We start from the raw sequence: 16,787 nt of genomic DNA on the forward strand, positions 1-16,787 counted from the left end.
CATCGCGTTAGCACTCACCCGGTGGGGAGTGCCAGGAACGACCATAGGCGGCCGTTAGCACTCAGTCAACCAGAGTGCCAACGGCGTGGCCCGGAGAACCGCCGGAAACGAGTACCCGTACTCATGCGCGAGCCTGCCCCGGCCGGGCAGGATCGGCACCATGCCGGCTGCCACCCGCCCTCGTCCGGACCTCGCGACGGACCTCGTCTCAGCGTTCCTGTTCCTGCTGCTCTCCGCAGTGGGCGGCTGGTTCGCCTTCGTCTCGCTGGCCTTCCGGCACTGGGGTGACCAGGACACCGGGCCGGAGCCGTACGACTGGACGCCGATCCTGACGGTCGGCGCGCTGGCTCTCTGGCTGCTGGCCGTGACGGCGCTCGCCTGGCGCAGGCGGCTGCGGGTCACCGCCGTGCTGCACGGGCTGCTGCTGACCGCGGTGCTGCTGACCGGCGGGGCGAACCACGCCTACCAGCACCGGCACGACAACGACCCCAGGCCCGAGCCGCTCCCGTCGAACCACCAGCCCTGCTTCAGCGGCAGCGGCCGGTGCAACTGACCCGGAGCGGCAGAATGGGCCCGTGGAGATCGAATCGTTCCGGGCCCTGCTGACCGACCAGGGGCAGGCGCTGCTCGCCGAACTGCGGGAGTTCAAGCCCGACGAGGAGCTGGCACTGGCCACCCGGCTGCGCCGGACACACCCGGCCGAGCTGGTCGGCGCGGCGCTCGAACAGGCCAGGCTGCGGCAGCGGGCCAGGGCGAAGTTCGGCGACGACGCCGACGCGCTGTACTTCACCCCGAACGGGGTGGAGCAGGCCACCCGCCGCAGCGTCGCCGAGTGGCGGGCGCAGCGGTTCGCCGGGCTCGGGGTGAAGCGGCTGGCCGACCTGTGCTGCGGGATCGGCGGGGACGCGATCGCGCTGGCCCGGGCCGGGATCGCGGTGCTGGCGGTCGACCGGGACGAGCTGACCTGCGCGGTGGCCGAGGCGAACGCCGCCGCACTGGGCCTGGCCGGGCTGATCGAGGTGCGCTGCGCGGACGTCACCGAGGTGGACGTCACCGGGTACGACGCGGTCTTCACCGACCCGGCGCGCCGGACGGCGCGCGGGCGGGTGTTCGATCCGGAGGCGTACTCCCCGCCGCTCTCCTGGGCGGTCGAGGCGGCCCGCCGGACCCCGTACGGGGCGCTCAAGGTGGCGCCCGGCATCCCGCACGAGCTGGTGCCCGACGGTGCCGAGGCGGAGTGGGTCTCCGACCACGGGGAGGTCAAGGAGGCGGTGCTCTGGTTCGGCACCGGAGCCGCCGAACCGCACCGGGCCACCCTGCTGCCGGGCCCGCACACCCTGACGGGCGGTCAGCTGCCCGACCCGGCGGCCGGGCCGGTCGGGCGCTACCTGTACGAGCCGGACGGCGCGGTGATCCGGGCCCACCAGGTGGCCGAGGTGGCCGGGCAGGTGGACGGCCGGCTGATCGACCCGATGATCGCCTACCTGACCTCGGACCGGCTGGTCCCGACGCCGTACGCGCACGCCTACGAGCTGACCGACGTGCTGCCGTTCCACGTCAAGAAGCTCAAGGCGCTGCTCCGCGAGCGCGGCGTCGGCACCGTGGTGATCAAGAAGCGCGGCATCGCGATCACCCCGGAGGAGCTGCGCAAACAGCTGAAGCCGAGCGGCCCGCACAGCGTCACGGTGATCCTCTGCCGGACCGACCGGGGCCCGCTGATGATGCTGGGTCAGCCGGTCGGGGCCTGGATGTAGTCCTCCAGCCGGGCCACCGCGAAGCCCTGCTCCTGGATCCGGCGCAGCAGCTCGGCGAACATCTCGGTCATCGTCTCGCCCTTGAGGTCCTTGGGGCCCCGGAAGTGCGCCAGCACGATGTCGCCGGGCTTGAGCTTCTTGTCGGCGGCCTGGTACTGCATGTCGTGGATCTGCATCGACTCGCGCCAGAGCACGATCGCGCGCGGGCCGCACTGCTGCACCGAGGTGTTCAGCTGCGGGGTGTGCGCCCCGTCGCCGTACGGCGGGCGGAACAGCAGCGGGGCCTTGCCGTACTGCTGGGTGAGCGCGGTCTGGGCGTCGCAGACCTCGGACTTCTGCTTCTCCGCCGAGACCTTGCTGAGCTGGGCGTGGTCGGTGGTGTGGTTGTGCACGTGGTTGCCGAGCGCCTGGAGCGGCTTGAAGTAGCCGTAGTCGTCCTTGACGATGTCCCGGGTCAGGAACATCGAGATCGGGATCTTCAGGTCGGTGATCATCTCGACGAACTTCGGGTCCTTCTCGGCCCCGTCGTCGATGGTCACGAAGACCACCTTGTCCTTGGTCGGCACTTCGCTGAAGACCGGCACCGGGCCGGTGGCGGTCAGCTTCACCGGCTTGTCGGCCGGGGCGGCGGGGGCCGGGGGCAGGGCGGTCAGGCCCCACTTGGCCCAGTTGCCCGCCGCCTGCACGGGCGTGGCCGAGGGCGTGGCCGACGCGGCGTCAGCTGCCTTGCCGGCGGCGGGGGTCGAGGCCGCCGGAGCCACCGGGGGCCCGGCCGCCCCGCTGCCGCATCCGGCCACCAGCAGCAGGGCCAGCGCAGCCACCCCGTACGTCTTCTTCACCGTGCTCCCCGTCGTTCAGCGAACTCCCAGGAAGGCTACTCGACGTGCTCGCTGGTGAACCCCCACCGATGGACGGGGCGCGCCAGCAGCCCGGCCGGCGGGTCGGCGACCGGCACCGGGTCGGCGTCCTGCCACCAGGTGATCAGCAGCACCCGGTCGCCGGGCGCGGCGAACAGCTCGGTGCGCACCAGCCCGGCCGAGCCGCGCAGTGCGGGCAGTACGAACTCCCGGACCCAGTCAGAGAGTTCACCGGACCGACCGTCGGCGGCCCGGGCCTCCCACATCTGCGCGACGGTCACCGCAGCGCCTCGTGCGCGGCGGCGTGCAGGTCGGTGTGCGGGACGGAGACCTCGGTGACCGGCAGCGAGGAGTCGGCCGACAGGTCGAAGGAGGACGGCGCGCGGTCCCGCCAGACCATCTCCGAGCCGAGCGCCGCCACCATCGCGCCGTTGTCGGTGCACAGGCCCGGGCGCGGCACCCGGAGCACGATGCCCGCCTTCTCGCAGCGCTGCCGGGCCATCTCGCGCAGCCGGGAGTTGGCCGCCACCCCGCCGCCGATCATCAGGTGGTCGACGCCGTTGTCCTTGCAGGCCTTGACCGCCTTGCGGGTCAGCACGTCGGTGACCGCCTCCTGGAAGGAGGCCGCCACGTCGGCGACCGGCACCGTCTCGCCGGCCCGCCGCTTGGCCTCCACCCAGCGGGCCACGGCGGTCTTCAGACCGGAGAACGAGAAGTCGTACTCCGGGTCCTTCGGGCCGCTCAGCCCGCGCGGGAAGCGGATCGCCTTCGGGTCGCCGTCCCGGGCCATCCGGTCCACCACCGGGCCGCCGGGGAAGCCCAGCCCGAGCACCCGGGCGATCTTGTCGAAGGCCTCGCCCGCCGCGTCGTCGATGGTCGCGCCGAGCGGGCGGATGTCGGTGGTGATGTCCGCGCTGAGCAGCAGCGAGGAGTGCCCGCCGGAGACCAGCAGCGCCATGGTGGGCTGCGGCAGCCGGCCGTGCTCCAGCTGGTCCACGCAGATGTGCGAGGCCAGGTGGTTCACCCCGTACAGCGGCTTGTCCAGCGCCCAGGCGTACGCCTTCGCGGCCGAGACGCCGACCAGCAGCGCGCCGGCCAGGCCGGGGCCCGCGGTGACGGCGATGCCGTCCAGGTCGGAGCCCTTGATCCCGGCCGTGTCCAGCGCGCGCTGGATGGTCGGGACCATCGCCTCCAGGTGCGCCCGGCTGGCGATCTCCGGGACCACGCCGCCGAACCGGGCGTGGTCGTTCACGCTGGAGGCGACCGCGTCGGCCAGCAGGGTGGTGCCCCGGACGATGCCGACGCCGGTCTCGTCGCAGGAGGTCTCGATACCGAGGACCAACGGTTCGTCAGCCATCGGCCGGCTCCTTGGGGTTGTCGAGACGCATCACCAGTGCGTCCACGTTGGCGGGTTGGTAGTAGCCGCGGCGGATGCCGACCGGCTCGAAGCCGAAGCGTTCGTACAGCCGCTGGGCGCGCGGGTTGTCCATCCGCACCTCCAGCAGCAGTTCGGCGCACTCGCGCCGGGCGGCCTCGGCCACCAGGTCGGCGAGCAGCCGGGCACCGAGCCCGGCGCCCTGCTGGTCCTCGGCGACCGCGATGGTCTGCACGTCGCCCTCGGCGCCGACGACCATCAGCCCGGCGTAGCCGACCAGGGCGCCGACCTCGTCGACCGCGACCGTGTAGTGCCGGGTCCCGCCGGGGCCGGTGTCGGCCAGCTCGGACCAGTACATGCCGCGCGACCAGGCGTCCTCGGGGAAGAGCCGGAGCTCCAGCTCCATCACCGGCTCGATGTCCCACCAGCGCATCGGCCGCAGCCGGGCGGCGGTCATGCCGGGAGCACCGCCTTGTAGCCGGCCGGCACCTGGGCGTCCGGGCGCCGCAGGTAGAGCGGCACGTTGGGCAGCAGCTCCCGCCCGGCCGCCAGCTCCCGGGCCGCGAAGTCGGCCAGCCAGCCGGCCGACACGTGCTCGGGCCCGGTCACCTGCGGGAAGCTCTCGGGGTACAGCAGCGCACCCGCGCCGACCGCGACCGCCTCGGCGGTCAGCTCGGCGGCGCGGCCCACCTCGGGGCCCGCCGTCCGCCGCTTGTCGGCGTCGTACGAGGCCCAGTAGACCTCCTTGCGCCGGGCGTCGGTGGCCACCGTGAACGGTCCGGTCACCTCGGCCTGGTGCGCGATCGCGTCCAGCGTGCAGACGCCGTACACCGGCAGACCGAGCGCATGGCCCAGGGTGGCCGCGGTGACCAGGCCGACCCGCAGGCCGGTGTACGGGCCCGGGCCGACGCCGACCGCGATGCCGGTCAGCGCGTGCTTGTCGACACCCGCCTCCCGCAGCACCCGGTCGATCGAGGGCATCAGCAGTTCCCCGTGCCGTCGGGCATCCACCTGGTGGGCCTCGGCCAGCACCTCGGTGCCGTCGTGGACGGCGGCCGTGACGGCGGGGGTGGCGGTGTCGAACGCAAGCAGCAGCACGGGGTCAAGGTTAAGGGGTGCGCCGGGGTCGGTATTTCATACCGGGCCGGAACACACGGCCACGACGTCCGGACGGACGTACCGGACCTGGCACGATGGGCGGACAGCACGAGCGGGTACGAGCCTGGCGGGAGCAGACGTGTCACGTCCTGGAGTGGTGGTCACCGGTCTGACCCTGGCGGCACTGACGGCGGTCGGGCTGCTGGCCTTCCAGGCCAACGGCGCGGCCACCCGGACCCCGGAGGCCAAGCCCGCCACGAGTTCGTCCGCCGCCCCGAGCCCGAGCGCCTCCGCCAGCCCCTCGGCGCCCGCCCTGCCCGCCTCCTCCGGCACCGGCCGCCGGGTGGTCTACTCGGCGGGCAGCCACTACGTCTGGCTGGTCGACCCGAAGAAGACCCCGCCGACCCAGTCCGCCTTCCCGGTCACCCCGGGCTCGGTCGAGCCGACGGCGGGCAGCTACACGGTCTACAGCCGGACGGCCGCCGGGACCGGCACCGACGGGCGGCAGATCGAGCACGTGGTGCGGTTCGCCCAGCAGAACAACGTGGTGTTCGGCTTCAGCGCGGCCCTGGACGGGGCGACCCCGTCGGCCGATCCGAAGGCCAAGACCGGTGGCATCCGGTCCGGCCGGGCCGACAGCCAGAGCCTCTGGGACTTCGCGCAGAACGGCACCAAGGTCGTGGTGATCCCCTGACCCGGGGTCAGGCCGCCTTCTTCGCCTCGGGCTCGGCCACCGCCGGCTTCGGCGGGGTGGAGACCGCGCGGGCGGCCGCGGCGGCCGCGAGCAGCGCCCGCATCGGGGCCTGCGGGTCCGGCGTCGGAGCGGGCTTCGTGCTGGACATGATGCGTCTCCCTAGTTAGGCACACCTAACCGCAGGGTCCATCCCACCACACCGGGGACCCCACCGACAACACCTTGCCGACACTCCGTCGGAAACTCAGACCGTACCGAGCCCCGCCAGGTCGACGTCCGCCCAGCGCGGGCCGATGCCGGTCAGCCGGACCTGCCGCGGGTCGGCGTCGTCCTCGGCCTCGGCACCGATCGCCCGTTCGATCCGGACCTCCAGCCGGTCGTCCGTCAACCGCTCGACCTTGCCTTCACCCCACTCGACCACCACCACCGACTCCGGCAGCGAGACGTCGAGGTCGAGGTCCTCCATCTCGTCCAGACCGCCGCCGAGCCGGTACGCGTCCACGTGCACCAGCGCCGGTCCCCCGGTCAGCGAGGGGTGCACCCGGGCGATCACGAAGGTCGGCGAGGTGACCGCGCCGCGCACCCCGAGGCCCTCGCCGAGCCCCCGGGTCAGCGTGGTCTTGCCCGCGCCCAGCTCGCCGGAGAGCAGCACCAGGTCGCCGGGGCGCAGCACGCCCGCCAGCGCCCGCCCGAGCCGGTTCATCCGTTCGGGGGTCTCCACTGTGATCACCGCGGTCACTCCTTCGCTCCGGCGGCGGCCAGCAGCTCCGTCAGATGACGGTCCACCAGCTCCGGCCGCTCCAACATCACCAGGTGCCCCGCGTCCGGCACCAGGACCAGGTCAGCGCCGGGCAGCGCGGCCGCGATCGCCTCGCTGTACTCCGGCGGGGTCAGCAGGTCCTTCGTCCCGGCCAGCACCAGGGCCGGGCACCCGGCCATCGCGGCCAGCGCGCCGAGCTTGTCGTGCCCGCTGAACGCCGGGTAGAACTCGGCCACCACGTCGAACGGGGTGGCGTCCAGCATCTGCTCGGCGAACCGGGACACCCCGGGGTCGACGTCCGGGCTCCCGAACGAGTACCGCCGGTACAGCAGCGCCGTCACGTCCGCGCCGAGCCGCTTGGTCGCCTCGACCAGGCCGACCTGACGGCCCAGCAGCTTCACCACGCCCGGCGCCAGCCGCTTCATCGGCTTCGCCAGCCCGACCGGCAGGCCCAGCGGGACGGCGTCCCAGCCCGCCGCCAGGGTGCCGATCAGCGCCACCCCGGCCACCCGGTCCCGGAACAGCTCCGGGTGCCGGTCGGCCAGCGCCATCACGGTCATCCCGCCCATCGAGTGCCCGACCAGCACCAGCGGCCCGGTCGGCGCGACGGCGTCCAGCACCGCCGCCAGGTCCGCCCCCAGCAGGTCGATGCCGGCCGGCTCCCCCGCCAGGTACGACCGCGAGCGCTCGGACCGGCCGTGGCTGCGCTGGTCCCAGAACACCAGCCGGGCGCTGTCGCGCAGCGCGGCGCGCTGGAAGTGCCAGCTGTCCTGGTTCAGGCAGTACCCGTGGCTGAACACCACCGTGAGCGGCGCGTCCTCGACCCCGTCCAGCTCGACGTACAGCTCGGTCCCGTCGGCGGCCGCCACCTTCACCGGGCGGCCGCGCAGCGACCCGTACGGGGCGGCGGCGTCCAGCTCCTCGCGGGCCCGGCGCCGGGTCGCCCGGCCCACCGTCAGCCGCTCCACCGCGACCCCGGCCGCGGCACCGGCGGCCAGCAGACCGACCGAGATCCCGATCAGCCCGGCCGCCCGGCCCACTCCCGGCGCGCGCTCGGTCACGACGACGCCCCCAGGTAGCGCCGCGGCACCCGCGCACCGATCCGGGTGACGATCTCGTACGAGATGGTCCCGCAGGCCCGGCCCCAGTCCTCGGCGGTCGGCTCACCGTGCTCGCCGTTGCCGAACACCCGCACCTCGTCGCCCACCCGGGCGGTGTCCCCGCCGAGGTCGACCACGAACTGGTCCATCGCCACCCGGCCGGCCACCGTGTACCACTTGCCGCCGACCTGCACCGGCCCGGTGCCGCTGGCGTGCCGGGGGATGCCGTCCGCGTAGCCGACCGGCACCAGGCCGAGCGTGGTCTCCCCCGAAGTCGTGTAGTGGTGCCCGTAACTGACGCCGTGTCCGCCGGGCACGTGCTTCACCAGGGCGAGCCTGGCGGTCAGTGCCATCACCGGACGCAGCCCGAAGTCCGCCGGGCCGCCGACCTCGGGCACCGGCGAGAGCCCGTACATCGCCAGCCCGGGCCGGACCAGGTCGTAGTACGACTCCGGGAGCAGCAGGGTCGCGGGCGAGTTCGCCAGGTGCCGCACCTCCGGGCGCAGCCCGGCGCGTTCGGCCACGGCGAGCGCCGCCGCGAAGCCGTCCAGCTGGAGCCGGATCGAGGGGTGGCCGGGCTCGTCGGCGGCGGCGAAGTGCGACCACACGCCGACCACCTCCAGCAGGCCCTCCGCCTCGGCTGCCCGGGCCGCCGCCACCAGGGCGGGCCAGTCCCGGGGCTGACAGCCGTTCCGGCCGAGGCCGGTGTCGGCCTTCAGGTGCACCCGGCCCGTGATCCCGGTGTCCCGGACGGCCACGAGCAGTTCGTCCAACGCCCACTGGCCGCTGACCGAGATGTCGATCTCGGCCCGCAACGCCTGCGCCCACGGCCCGCCCGGCGTCCACAGCCAGCACAGCACCCGGGCCCGGTCCGCCCCGATCCCCGCCGCCCGCAGCGCCAACGCCTCCTCCGGCGTCGCCGTCCCAAGCCAGCGGGCCCCCGCCGCCACCGCCTCCTGGGCACACCGGACGGCGCCGTGGCCGTAGGCGTCCGCCTTGACCACTGCCATCAGCTCGGGGCCGTGGGTGCGCTCGCGCAGCGCAGCGAGGTTCCCGCGCAGGGCGGCCAGATCGATGGTCGCCTCGGCGCGGACCCCATCGGTGAGCAGGGCCGTCCCGGTCGTGTTCGCAGTCGTCATCGCGTATCAGTCTCCCAGACCGGCCCATATGCCCCGCCATTGGCACACGGCTACGCCGTCAGGTTCGGGCACACGCTGCGGCAGCCAGGGGCTCGGGGCTCTGCTGATGTGCGGCTCCGCCGCGCGGGCGACGCCACTGGCCGATGGCACATGGTCCGGAAGCCAGGGGCTCGGGGCTCTGCTGATGTGCGGCTCCGCCGCGCGGGCGACGCCACTGGCCGACGGCACACGCTGCGGCAGCCAGGGGCTCGGGGAACGGCGACGCCCACCCCGGGACGGGAGCAAGGTGCGGGAGTGGTTGGCCCCGGGCGTGGCTGAGGTCTGCTCCACGTGCGGGTTCAGGCGAAAGTGCCTGACCCTGCACGCGGCGATCACGCACCGGAGGCCGGCGTCGCAGTTCCCCGAGCCCCTGGGTGGAGCGGCTGGCGCCGGAGTGCCGTTGCCACCTCCATCGCGGTGATCGGGGTCCCCCGCTCCGCTGCGTGGCGCCCCGCGAGGCCGTGCAGGTAGGCGGCGACCGAGGCGGCGTCGAAGGGGGCGAGGCCGGCCGCCAGGAGGGAGCCGAGCAGGCCGGCCAGGACGTCGCCGCTGCCTGCCGTGGCCAGCCAGGAGGTGCCGGTGGGGTTGACCCGACAGCGGCCGTCGGGGTCGGCGACCACCGTGGTGGAACCCTTGAGCAGCACCGTCGCCCCGTACAGCTCCGCCAGCCGTCGTGCCGTGGCCAGCCGGGCGGCGGCCAGCCGCTCCGCAGCCGGCGGCGCCTGCCCCGTCGCCCCGGCGAGCAGCCGGGCCGCCTCCCCGGTGTGCGGGGTGAGCACCAGCGGGACGTCCGCCCCACGGCCGCGCCGGGCCAGCTCGGTCAGTCCGTCCGCGTCGACCAGCACCGGGACCCCGGCCGCCAGCGCCTGGTCGAGCAGCGGCCCGACCCCGTCGCCACCGCCGGGTCCGACCACCCAGGACTGCACCCGTCCGGCCGCCGCCAGGCCCCCCTCGGTGACCAGCGTCTCCGGGAACCGTCGCACCACCTCGGCCGCCGCCGACCCGACGTACCGGACCGCACCGGCCCCGCCCCGCTGCGCCCCCGCCACCGCGAGCACCGCCGCACCGGGGTACTTCGCCGACCCGGCCGCGATACCCACCACGCCTCGGCGGTACTTGTCGCTCTCCGCTCCCGGCACCGGCAGCAGCCGCCGTACGTCCGCCTCCTGAAGGGCCGTCACCGCCGCGTCCGGCAGGTCGATCCCGATCTCCACCAGGTGCAGCGCCCCGGCGTACGAGGCCCCGGGGTCGACCAGCAGCCCCGGCTTCCAGGTACCGAAACAGACCGTCACATCGGCCCGCAGCGCCACCCCGTCGACCTCGCCGGTACCGGCGTCCACCCCGCTCGGGACGTCCACCGCGACCAGCGTCCCCCGCCGCGCCGTCCCGGCGAACCCGGCCGCCGCCGGGCGCAGCCCGCCCCGGCCGCCGATCCCGACGATCCCGTCCAGCACCAGGTCGGCGGTGCCGTACTCGCCCTGATCCGCCGTCACCCGGCCGCCGGCCGCGCGCAGGGCCGCCAGCCCGCCCGCGTGCACCCGTTCCGGCGACAGCAGCAACGCCCGCACCCGGGCCCCCCGCCGGGCCAGCAGCGCGCCCGCGTACAGCGCGTCGCCCCCGTTGTCGCCGCTCCCGGCCAGCACCAGCACCCGGCTGCCGTAGACCCGGCCCAGCAGGCGTCCGCAGACGGCGGCCAGGCCGTACGCGGCCCGTTGCATCAACGTCCCCTCGGGCAGCCGGGCCATCGCCTCGGCCTCCGCCGCACGTACCTGTTCCACCGTATGGGCGTACCGCATGCGACAACCTCCGGGCTCAGCCTTCCGCGATCACCACGGCCGACGCTACGCCCGCATCGTGGCTCAGCGACACGTGCCACGACCGGACACCCAGTTCGGCCGCCCGCGCCGCCACCGTCCCACGCACCGTCAGCAACGGCCGCCCGGACTCCCCGACCTCCACCTCGGCGTCGGTCCACCGCATCCCGGCGGGCGCCCCGAGCGCCTTGGCCAGCGCCTCCTTCGCCGCGAACCGCGCCGCCAACGAGGCCACCCCCCGCCGCTCCCCGCTCGGCAGCAGCAACTCCCCCGGTGTGAACAACCGGTCCGCCATCCCGGGCGTCCGCTCCAACGCCGCCCCGAACCGCTCGATCTCCGCCACGTCGATCCCGACCCCGACAATCACCGCGACCCGCTCCTCTCCCTCGCTGCCCGGACCTTACGGCACACTTTCGAGTGAGAACCGCTTCGATCCCCTCCGGGTACCGGCCCGCGCTCCTACTCCTTCGCGCAGACCGCACCCACCAGGAGGGAGAAGGGCCATGGTCGCCATGCCAGCCGTCGAGCACCCGCTGCCCGAGGACGATCTCCTGCAGACCTTCCTCAGCCTTGAGACACCGCTGGGCTACAAGGCAGAGCTCATCGAAGGGGAGATCGTCGTGACCCCACCCCCGGACGGCTCGCACGAGACCACGTTCGCCTCGATCAACCGGCAGTTCATGCGCAATGCCGCCACCGAGTTGGACCTGGCCGGCACGAAGGGTCTGATCACCCCACTCGGCCATTTCATCCCGGACGGCACCGTCAGCCCGGTCGGCCACTTCCACGACGCCGAGCCCTGGGCCGACACCACCGGTGTCCTGCTGGTCTTCGAGGTCACTTCGGGCAATCCCGCCAAGGACCGGGACGTCAAACGGCGCGGCTACGCGGCCGGCCTGATCCCCTGTTACCTGCTGATCGACCGCAGCCGCGCCGAGGCCGTGCTGTTCACCGACCCGGTGGACGGCGACTACGCCGCCCTTACGAAGGTCCCGTTCGGCAAGCCGCTCGACCTTCCTGCCCCGTTCTCGTTCGCGCTGGACACCACTCCCCTGCGGTAGCCGGCACCGCAGGGGAGCAGCACGTCTGCCCTACTCCACCGTCACGGACTTCGCCAGGTTGCGGGGCTGGTCCACCTCGTGGCCCTTGGCGGTGGCCAGCTCGCAGGCGAAGACCTGCAGCGGCACCGTCGAGACCAGCGGCTGGAGCAGCACCGGCGTGACCGGGATCCGGATCAGGTGGTCGGCGTACGGGGCGACCGCCTCGTCGCCCTCCTCGGCGATCACGATGGTCCTGGCGCCACGGGCCCGGATCTCCTGGATGTTGGAGACGATCTTGTCGTGCAGGATCGACCGGCCGCGCGGCGAGGGCACCACCACGACCACCGGCAGGCCCTCCTCGATCAGCGCGATCGGGCCGTGCTTGAGCTCGCCCGCCGCGAAGCCCTCGGCGTGCATGTACGCCAGCTCCTTGAGCTTGAGCGCGCCCTCCAGGGCCACCGGGTAGCCGACGTGCCGGCCGAGGAAGAGCACCGACTTGGCGTCGGCCAGCGAGCGGGCGAGCTCACGGACCGGCTCCATGGTCCGGAGCACCTGCTCGACCTGCTTGGGGGCCTCGCGGAGCTCCTGGATGACGCTCTGGATCTCGTCGCCCCACTTGGTGCCGCGCACCTGGCCCAGGTAGAGGGCGACCAGGTAGCAGGCGACCAGCTGGGTCAGGAACGCCTTGGTGGAGGCGACCGCGACCTCGGGGCCGGCGTGGGTGTAGAGCACCGCGTCCGACTCGCGCGGGATGGTGGAGCCGTTGGTGTTGCAGATCGCCAGCACCTTGGCGCCCTGCTCCCGGGCGTGCCGCAGCGCCATCAGGGTGTCCATGGTCTCGCCGGACTGCGAGATGGCGATCACCAGGGTGCGGGCGTCCAGGATCGGGTCCCGGTAGCGGAACTCCGAGGCGACCTCGACCTCGCACGGGATCCGGGTCCAGTGCTCGATCGCGTACTTGGCGATCATCCCGGCGTGGAACGCGGTGCCGCAGGCGACGATCACCACCTTGTCGACCTCGCGCAACTGGGCGTCGGAGATCCGCAGCTCATCGAGCGTCAGCTGACCGTCCGCGCCGATCCGGCCGAGCAGGGTGTCGGCGACCGCCTTCGGCTGCTCGGCGATCTCCTTGAGCATGAAGTAGTCGTAGCCGCCCTTCTCGGCGGCCGAGGCGTCCCAGTCCACGTGGTACTCGCGGACCTCGGCGGGCCGCCCGTCGAAGTCGGTGACGGTCACCGCCTCCGCCCGCAGCTCGACCACCTGGTCCTGACCGAGTTCGATCGCCTCCCGGGTGTGGGCGATGAAGGCGGCCACGTCCGAGGCGAGGAAGTTCTCGCCCTCGCCGCGCCCGACCACCAGCGGCGAGTTCCGCCGCGCGCCGACCACCACGCCGGGCTGGTCGGCGTGCACCGCCACCAGGGTGAAGGCCCCGTCCAGCTGACGGCAGACCGTCCGCATCGCCTCGGCCAGGTCACCGGCGAACGCCTCGCCCAGCAGGTGGGCGACCACCTCGGTGTCGGTCTCCGAGCGGAGCGTGTGGCCCCGGTCGGCGAGCTGGGCCCGGAGCTGGGCGAAGTTCTCGATGATGCCGTTGTGCACCACCGCGACCCGGCGCGCGTCGTCCAGGTGAGGGTGGGCGTTCGCGTCGGTCGGGCCGCCGTGGGTGGCCCAGCGGGTGTGGCCGATCCCGGAGGTGCCGGCGGGGAGAGGGGTCTCCGCCAGTGCCTTCTCCAGATTGACCAGCTTGCCCGCGCGCTTGTCCGTGGCGAGGCTCCACTGCCCGTCGGCGCCTCGCGTCTGGACGGCCACACCGGCGGAGTCGTAACCCCGGTACTCGAGCCGTCGCAGACCTTCGATCACTACATTCTGGGCCTCAAGGGGGCCCACATAACCTACGATTCCGCACATCGCGCCAGGATATCGGCGCACCCCAGGACCCCTCGCCACCCCCTGGTGACCGACACCACAGCACCCCGAACGCCCGGTACGGCCCACAATGGACCATGTGCTGACCGAACTCTGTACGAGGGGCGCCCCCGCGACGCCCACCCCCTCCCCGTACGTGGATCTGGACCGGGCCGAGTGGAGCGCCCTGCGGGAGCGCACGCCGATGCCGCTGACCGCCGAGGAGGTGGAGAAGCTGCGCGGCCTGGGTACCGCCCTCGACCTGGACGAGGTCCGGGACGTCTACCTGCCGCTGTCCCGGCTGCTCAACCTCTACATCCACGCCACCCACGAGCTGCGCAGCACGGTCGGGACCTTCCTGGACACCCCGGACACCGAGCGCACCCGCACCCCGTTCGTGATCGGCGTGGCCGGCTCGGTGGCGGTGGGCAAGTCCACCACCGCCCGCCTGCTGAAGGCGCTGCTGGCCCGCTGGCCGGAGCACCCCCGGGTCGAGCTGGTCACCACCGACGGCTTCCTGCTCCCCAACGCCGAGCTCCGCCGCCGGGGCCTGATGGCCCGCAAGGGCTTCCCCGAGTCGTACGACCGCCGGGCACTGATGCGCTTCGTGGCGGACGTGAAGGCCGGCAAGGACCGGGTCACCGCCCCGGTCTACTCCCACCTGGTCTACGACATCGTGCCGGACGAGCGCCTGACCGTGGAGCGCCCCGACATCCTGATCGTCGAGGGCCTGAACGTGCTGCAGCCCGCACTGCCCGGCAGCGACGGCCGCACCCGGCTCGCGGTGGCCGACTACTTCGACTTCTCGATCTACGTCGACGCCCGCACCGACGACATCGAGAGCTGGTACCTGTCCCGGTTCAAGAAGCTCAGGGACACCGCCTTCCAGGACCCGAACTCCTACTTCCGCCGCTTCACCGAGGTGCCGGAGGAGGAGGCGATGGAGTACGGCCGCCAGGTCTGGCGCACCATCAACAAGCCCAACCTGGTGGAGAACGTGCTGCCCACCCGGGGTCGGGCCACCCTGGTCCTGCAGAAGGGCGCCGACCACAAGGTCCGCCGGGCGCTGCTGCGCAAGATCTGAACAGGCGTCAGGCCCCCACCGGTGGTGGGGGCCTGACGCCTGTTCAGAGCCCTTGCGGTTCAGCCCAGGTGGGTGCGGACGGCCTCGGCCAGGCGCTCGCAGACCGCGTGGGCCTGCACCTGGTCGGCGGCCTCGACCATCACCCTGACCAGCGGCTCGGTGCCCGAGGGACGCAGCAGCACCCGTCCGGTGGCACCGAGTTCGGCCTCCGCCTCGGCGACGGCGACGGCCAGCTCGGGGGAGGTGGTCACCCGGCTCCGGTCGACGCCCTTGACGTTGATCAGCAGCTGCGGCAGCCGGGTCATCACGGCGGCCAGGTCGGCCAGCGGCTGCTTGGTGGCGGCCAGCCGGGCGCCCAGCATCAGGCCGGTGAGCGTGCCGTCGCCGGTGGTCGCGTGGTCCAGCAGGATCACGTGTCCGGACTGCTCGCCGCCGAGCGCGAAGCCGTGCTGCTTCATCTCCTCCAGTACGTACCGGTCGCCGACCGCGGTCTGCACCAGCTCGATGCCCTCGCGCTCCATCGCCAGCTTGAAGCCGAGGTTGGACATCACGGTGGCCACCGCGGTCCCCCGGCGCAGCGTGCCGGCCTCCTTCATGGCGACCGCCAGGATGGCCAGGATCTGGTCGCCGTCCACCTCGTTGCCGTCCGCGTCGGCGGCCAGGCAGCGGTCGGCGTCGCCGTCCAGGGCGATGCCCAGGTCGGCCTTGTGCTCGCGCATCGCGACCTGGAGCTTGTCCAGGTGGGTGGAGCCGACGCCGTCGTTGATGTTCAGACCGTTCGGCTCGGCACCGAGCGTGTAGACCACCTCGGCCCCGGCCCGGGCGAACGCCTCGGGGGCGACCCGGGCGGCCGCGCCGTGCGCGCCGTCGATGACGACCTTCACCCCGTCGAGGCGGTTCGGCAGCACGGCGACCAGGTGCGCGACGTACTTGTCGAAGCCCTCGGTGTACTGCCGGACCCGGCCGACGGCCGCGCCGGTCGGGCGCTGCCAGTCCTCGTTCGAGCCGACGCCGTAGCGGTGGTAGTGCGCCTCGATGGCGTCCTCGATCGCGTCGTCCAGCTTGTGCCCGCCGCGGGCCAGGAACTTGATGCCGTTGTCCGGCATCGCGTTGTGGCTGGCCGACAGCATCACGCCGAAGTCCGCGCCGAGCGCACCGGTGAGATACGCCACAGCCGGGGTGGGCAGCACGCCGACCCGCAGTACGTCGACGCCCGCGCTGGCCAGGCCGGCGATCACGGCCGCCTCCAGGAACTCCCCGGACGCCCGGGGGTCGCGCCCGACCACGGCGACCGGCCGGTGGCCGTCGAAGGCCCCCGCGTCACCGAGTACATGGGCCGCCGCCACCGACAGACCGAGCGCCAGCTCGGCCGTCAGGGTCTGGTTGGCCACACCGCGCACGCCGTCCGTACCGAAGAGTCGTCCCACAGTTTCCGTCCTCCGTCGCCGTTCCACAGGCAAGAAATCTCTCGCGGCTCCCCCGCCTCCGCACAGGCGTACGGGGAGAGAAAAACACGACACCCCGGAGCACACGGGGTGCTCCGGGGTGTGCAGCACACCCCGGGGGTGCGAACCATCGAGATGGTACGCCCCCCGGTGGAGGTGCTTAGCGCTTGCTGTACTGCGGGGCCTTACGGGCCTTCTTGAGACCGGCCTTCTTGCGCTCGACGGCACGCGCGTCACGCATCAGGAAACCGGCCTTCTTGAGCGCGGCGCGGTTGTTGTCCACGTCCGCCTCGTTCAGCGCACGGGCGACGCCGAGGCGCAGCGCGTAGGCCTGACCGGAGACGCCGCCACCCGAGATGCGGGCGACAACGTCGTAACGGCCGTCGAGCTCGAGGAGCTTGAAGGGCTCGTTCACGGTCTGCTGGTGCACCTTGTTGGGGAAGTAGTTCTCCAGGGTGCGACCGTTGATCTTCCACTTGCCGGTGCCCGGAACGATCCGGACGCGGGCAATGGCCTCCTTGCGACGGCCGAGGCCGGCGCCGGGGATGGCCTCGCCGAAGCGGCCGGCCAGCGACTCGGAGGTGTAGCTCTCCTCGGAGGTGAACTCTTCGACGGTCTCGTCGAAGTCGACCTCAAGGGTGTTCTCGATGGCAGTCTCGGCCACGGTGTTCCTCAGCTTCTCA

At 73.1% G+C, this 16,787-nt stretch carries 19 protein-coding genes; 5 read left to right on the top strand and 14 right to left on the bottom strand.

The genetic code is table 11. The features are described 5' to 3' along the window. The first annotated feature begins 160 nt into the window (after positions 1-160). Positions 161-553, top strand: coding sequence for a DUF6234 family protein (locus tag OHV05_RS13065; protein ID WP_405017816.1), 393 nt, complete (start codon positions 161-163; stop codon positions 551-553). A 22-nt stretch (positions 554-575) separates the two neighbouring features. After that, on the top strand, positions 576-1,754 hold the full coding sequence (locus OHV05_RS13070; RefSeq protein ID WP_405017817.1) for a THUMP-like domain-containing protein: 1,179 nt from the start codon (positions 576-578) through the stop codon (positions 1,752-1,754). Here the strand turns inward: OHV05_RS13070 and OHV05_RS13075 are convergent. Genes OHV05_RS13075 through tsaB form a run of 5 tightly spaced genes read right to left on the bottom strand, consistent with a single transcriptional unit; the run spans position 1,730 to position 5,084 of the window. Next, complete coding sequence (locus OHV05_RS13075) at positions 1,730-2,593, bottom strand: polysaccharide deacetylase family protein (protein ID WP_405017818.1); 864 nt, start codon at positions 2,591-2,593, stop codon at positions 1,730-1,732. The two genes, OHV05_RS13070 and OHV05_RS13075, sit on opposite strands and share 25 nt — an antisense overlap. Positions 2,594-2,628: 35 nt before the next feature. Continuing rightward, the gene (locus OHV05_RS13080) at positions 2,629-2,892 is read right to left on the bottom strand and encodes a hypothetical protein (RefSeq protein ID WP_405017819.1); all 264 of its coding nucleotides are present in this window, start codon (positions 2,890-2,892) and stop codon (positions 2,629-2,631) included. Continuing rightward, positions 2,889-3,968: a tRNA (adenosine(37)-N6)-threonylcarbamoyltransferase complex transferase subunit TsaD gene (gene tsaD / locus OHV05_RS13085; RefSeq protein ID WP_405017820.1), complete on the bottom strand. Its 1,080-nt coding sequence runs from the start codon at positions 3,966-3,968 to the stop codon at positions 2,889-2,891. The genes OHV05_RS13080 and tsaD overlap by 4 nt, the downstream gene beginning before the upstream one ends. Beyond that, positions 3,961-4,443, bottom strand: a complete 483-nt coding sequence (gene rimI / locus OHV05_RS13090) for a ribosomal protein S18-alanine N-acetyltransferase (RefSeq protein ID WP_405017821.1) — start codon at positions 4,441-4,443, stop codon at positions 3,961-3,963. The genes tsaD and rimI overlap by 8 nt, the downstream gene beginning before the upstream one ends. Next, on the bottom strand, positions 4,440-5,084 hold the full coding sequence (tsaB, locus tag OHV05_RS13095; protein WP_405017822.1) for a tRNA (adenosine(37)-N6)-threonylcarbamoyltransferase complex dimerization subunit type 1 TsaB: 645 nt from the start codon (positions 5,082-5,084) through the stop codon (positions 4,440-4,442). The genes rimI and tsaB overlap by 4 nt, the downstream gene beginning before the upstream one ends. 139 nt (positions 5,085-5,223) lie before the next feature. Between tsaB and OHV05_RS13100 the strand changes: the two genes are divergently transcribed. Further along, positions 5,224-5,778, top strand: a complete 555-nt coding sequence (locus OHV05_RS13100) for a hypothetical protein (RefSeq protein WP_405017823.1) — start codon at positions 5,224-5,226, stop codon at positions 5,776-5,778. 7 nt (positions 5,779-5,785) lie between these two features. Here OHV05_RS13100 and OHV05_RS13105 read toward each other — a convergent pair whose 3' ends face one another. The 6 genes from OHV05_RS13105 to OHV05_RS13130 form a co-directional block, all read right to left on the bottom strand. After that, positions 5,786-5,926 (bottom strand): hypothetical protein, encoded by a 141-nt coding sequence (locus OHV05_RS13105; RefSeq protein WP_405017824.1) that lies wholly within the window; start codon positions 5,924-5,926, stop codon positions 5,786-5,788. Positions 5,927-6,022: 96 nt separating this feature from the next. Further along, positions 6,023-6,517 carry a tRNA (adenosine(37)-N6)-threonylcarbamoyltransferase complex ATPase subunit type 1 TsaE gene (tsaE, locus tag OHV05_RS13110; RefSeq protein WP_403036728.1) on the bottom strand — a complete coding sequence of 165 codons (495 nt, stop codon included), beginning with the start codon at positions 6,515-6,517 and terminating at the stop codon, positions 6,023-6,025. Continuing rightward, positions 6,514-7,599, bottom strand: coding sequence for an alpha/beta fold hydrolase (locus OHV05_RS13115; RefSeq protein WP_405017825.1), 1,086 nt, complete (start codon positions 7,597-7,599; stop codon positions 6,514-6,516). Before OHV05_RS13115 ends, tsaE begins: the two co-directional genes overlap by 4 nt. Beyond that, positions 7,596-8,777 (bottom strand): alanine racemase, encoded by a 1,182-nt coding sequence (gene alr / locus OHV05_RS13120; RefSeq protein ID WP_405017826.1) that lies wholly within the window; start codon positions 8,775-8,777, stop codon positions 7,596-7,598. Before alr ends, OHV05_RS13115 begins: the two co-directional genes overlap by 4 nt. A 371-nt stretch (positions 8,778-9,148) precedes the next feature. After that, entirely contained in the window at positions 9,149-10,612 is a 1,464-nt protein-coding gene (locus tag OHV05_RS13125) for an NAD(P)H-hydrate dehydratase (protein ID WP_405017827.1), read from the bottom strand. A 16-nt stretch (positions 10,613-10,628) separates the two neighbouring features. Beyond that, the gene (locus tag OHV05_RS13130) at positions 10,629-10,997 is read right to left on the bottom strand and encodes a holo-ACP synthase (protein WP_403036716.1); all 369 of its coding nucleotides are present in this window, start codon (positions 10,995-10,997) and stop codon (positions 10,629-10,631) included. A gap of 136 nt (positions 10,998-11,133) precedes the next feature. Between OHV05_RS13130 and OHV05_RS13135 the strand changes: the two genes are divergently transcribed. Further along, positions 11,134-11,691 (top strand): Uma2 family endonuclease, encoded by a 558-nt coding sequence (locus tag OHV05_RS13135; protein WP_405017828.1) that lies wholly within the window; start codon positions 11,134-11,136, stop codon positions 11,689-11,691. Between the two features lie 30 nt (positions 11,692-11,721). Here the strand turns inward: OHV05_RS13135 and glmS are convergent, their stop codons facing one another. Next, positions 11,722-13,578: a glutamine--fructose-6-phosphate transaminase (isomerizing) gene (gene glmS / locus OHV05_RS13140; protein ID WP_405017829.1), complete on the bottom strand. Its 1,857-nt coding sequence runs from the start codon at positions 13,576-13,578 to the stop codon at positions 11,722-11,724. Between the two features lie 88 nt (positions 13,579-13,666). On the opposite strand from glmS, the gene coaA reads away from it, so the two are divergent. Continuing rightward, the gene (gene coaA / locus OHV05_RS13145; protein ID WP_403036708.1) at positions 13,667-14,659 is read left to right on the top strand and encodes a type I pantothenate kinase; all 993 of its coding nucleotides are present in this window, start codon (positions 13,667-13,669) and stop codon (positions 14,657-14,659) included. A 59-nt stretch (positions 14,660-14,718) separates the two neighbouring features. On the opposite strand, the gene glmM is transcribed toward coaA, so the two are convergent. Together glmM and rpsI are read right to left on the bottom strand one after the other, a co-directional pair. Beyond that, on the bottom strand, positions 14,719-16,086 hold the full coding sequence (gene glmM, locus OHV05_RS13150) for a phosphoglucosamine mutase (RefSeq protein ID WP_405017830.1): 1,368 nt from the start codon (positions 16,084-16,086) through the stop codon (positions 14,719-14,721). 178 nt (positions 16,087-16,264) lie between these two features. After that, positions 16,265-16,780 carry a 30S ribosomal protein S9 gene (rpsI, locus tag OHV05_RS13155; RefSeq protein WP_221504372.1) on the bottom strand — a complete coding sequence of 172 codons (516 nt, stop codon included), beginning with the start codon at positions 16,778-16,780 and terminating at the stop codon, positions 16,265-16,267. Positions 16,781-16,787: the final 7 nt, after the last annotated feature.

It is taken from the genome of Kitasatospora sp. NBC_00070 (genome assembly GCF_045041205.1).
Classification (GTDB): domain Bacteria; phylum Actinomycetota; class Actinomycetes; order Streptomycetales; family Streptomycetaceae; genus Kitasatospora.

Excerpts from the sequence above, each read along its gene's own strand:
- OHV05_RS13105 (WP_405017824.1), bottom strand. The coding sequence starts at position 5,926 with ATGTCCAGCACGAAGCCCGCTCCGACGCCGGACCCGCAGGCCCCGATG.
- OHV05_RS13065 (WP_405017816.1), top strand. The coding sequence starts at position 161 with ATGCCGGCTGCCACCCGCCCTCGTCCGGACCTCGCGACGGACCTCGTC.
- coaA (WP_403036708.1), top strand. The coding sequence starts at position 13,667 with ATGGACCATGTGCTGACCGAACTCTGTACGAGGGGCGCCCCCGCGACG.
- tsaD (WP_405017820.1), bottom strand. The coding sequence starts at position 3,968 with ATGGCTGACGAACCGTTGGTCCTCGGTATCGAGACCTCCTGCGACGAG.
- alr (WP_405017826.1), bottom strand. The coding sequence starts at position 8,777 with ATGACGACTGCGAACACGACCGGGACGGCCCTGCTCACCGATGGGGTC.
- glmS (WP_405017829.1), bottom strand. The coding sequence starts at position 13,578 with ATGTGCGGAATCGTAGGTTATGTGGGCCCCCTTGAGGCCCAGAATGTA.
- OHV05_RS13125 (WP_405017827.1), bottom strand. The coding sequence starts at position 10,612 with ATGCGGTACGCCCATACGGTGGAACAGGTACGTGCGGCGGAGGCCGAG.
- OHV05_RS13135 (WP_405017828.1), top strand. The coding sequence starts at position 11,134 with ATGGTCGCCATGCCAGCCGTCGAGCACCCGCTGCCCGAGGACGATCTC.
- rimI (WP_405017821.1), bottom strand. The coding sequence starts at position 4,443 with ATGACCGCCGCCCGGCTGCGGCCGATGCGCTGGTGGGACATCGAGCCG.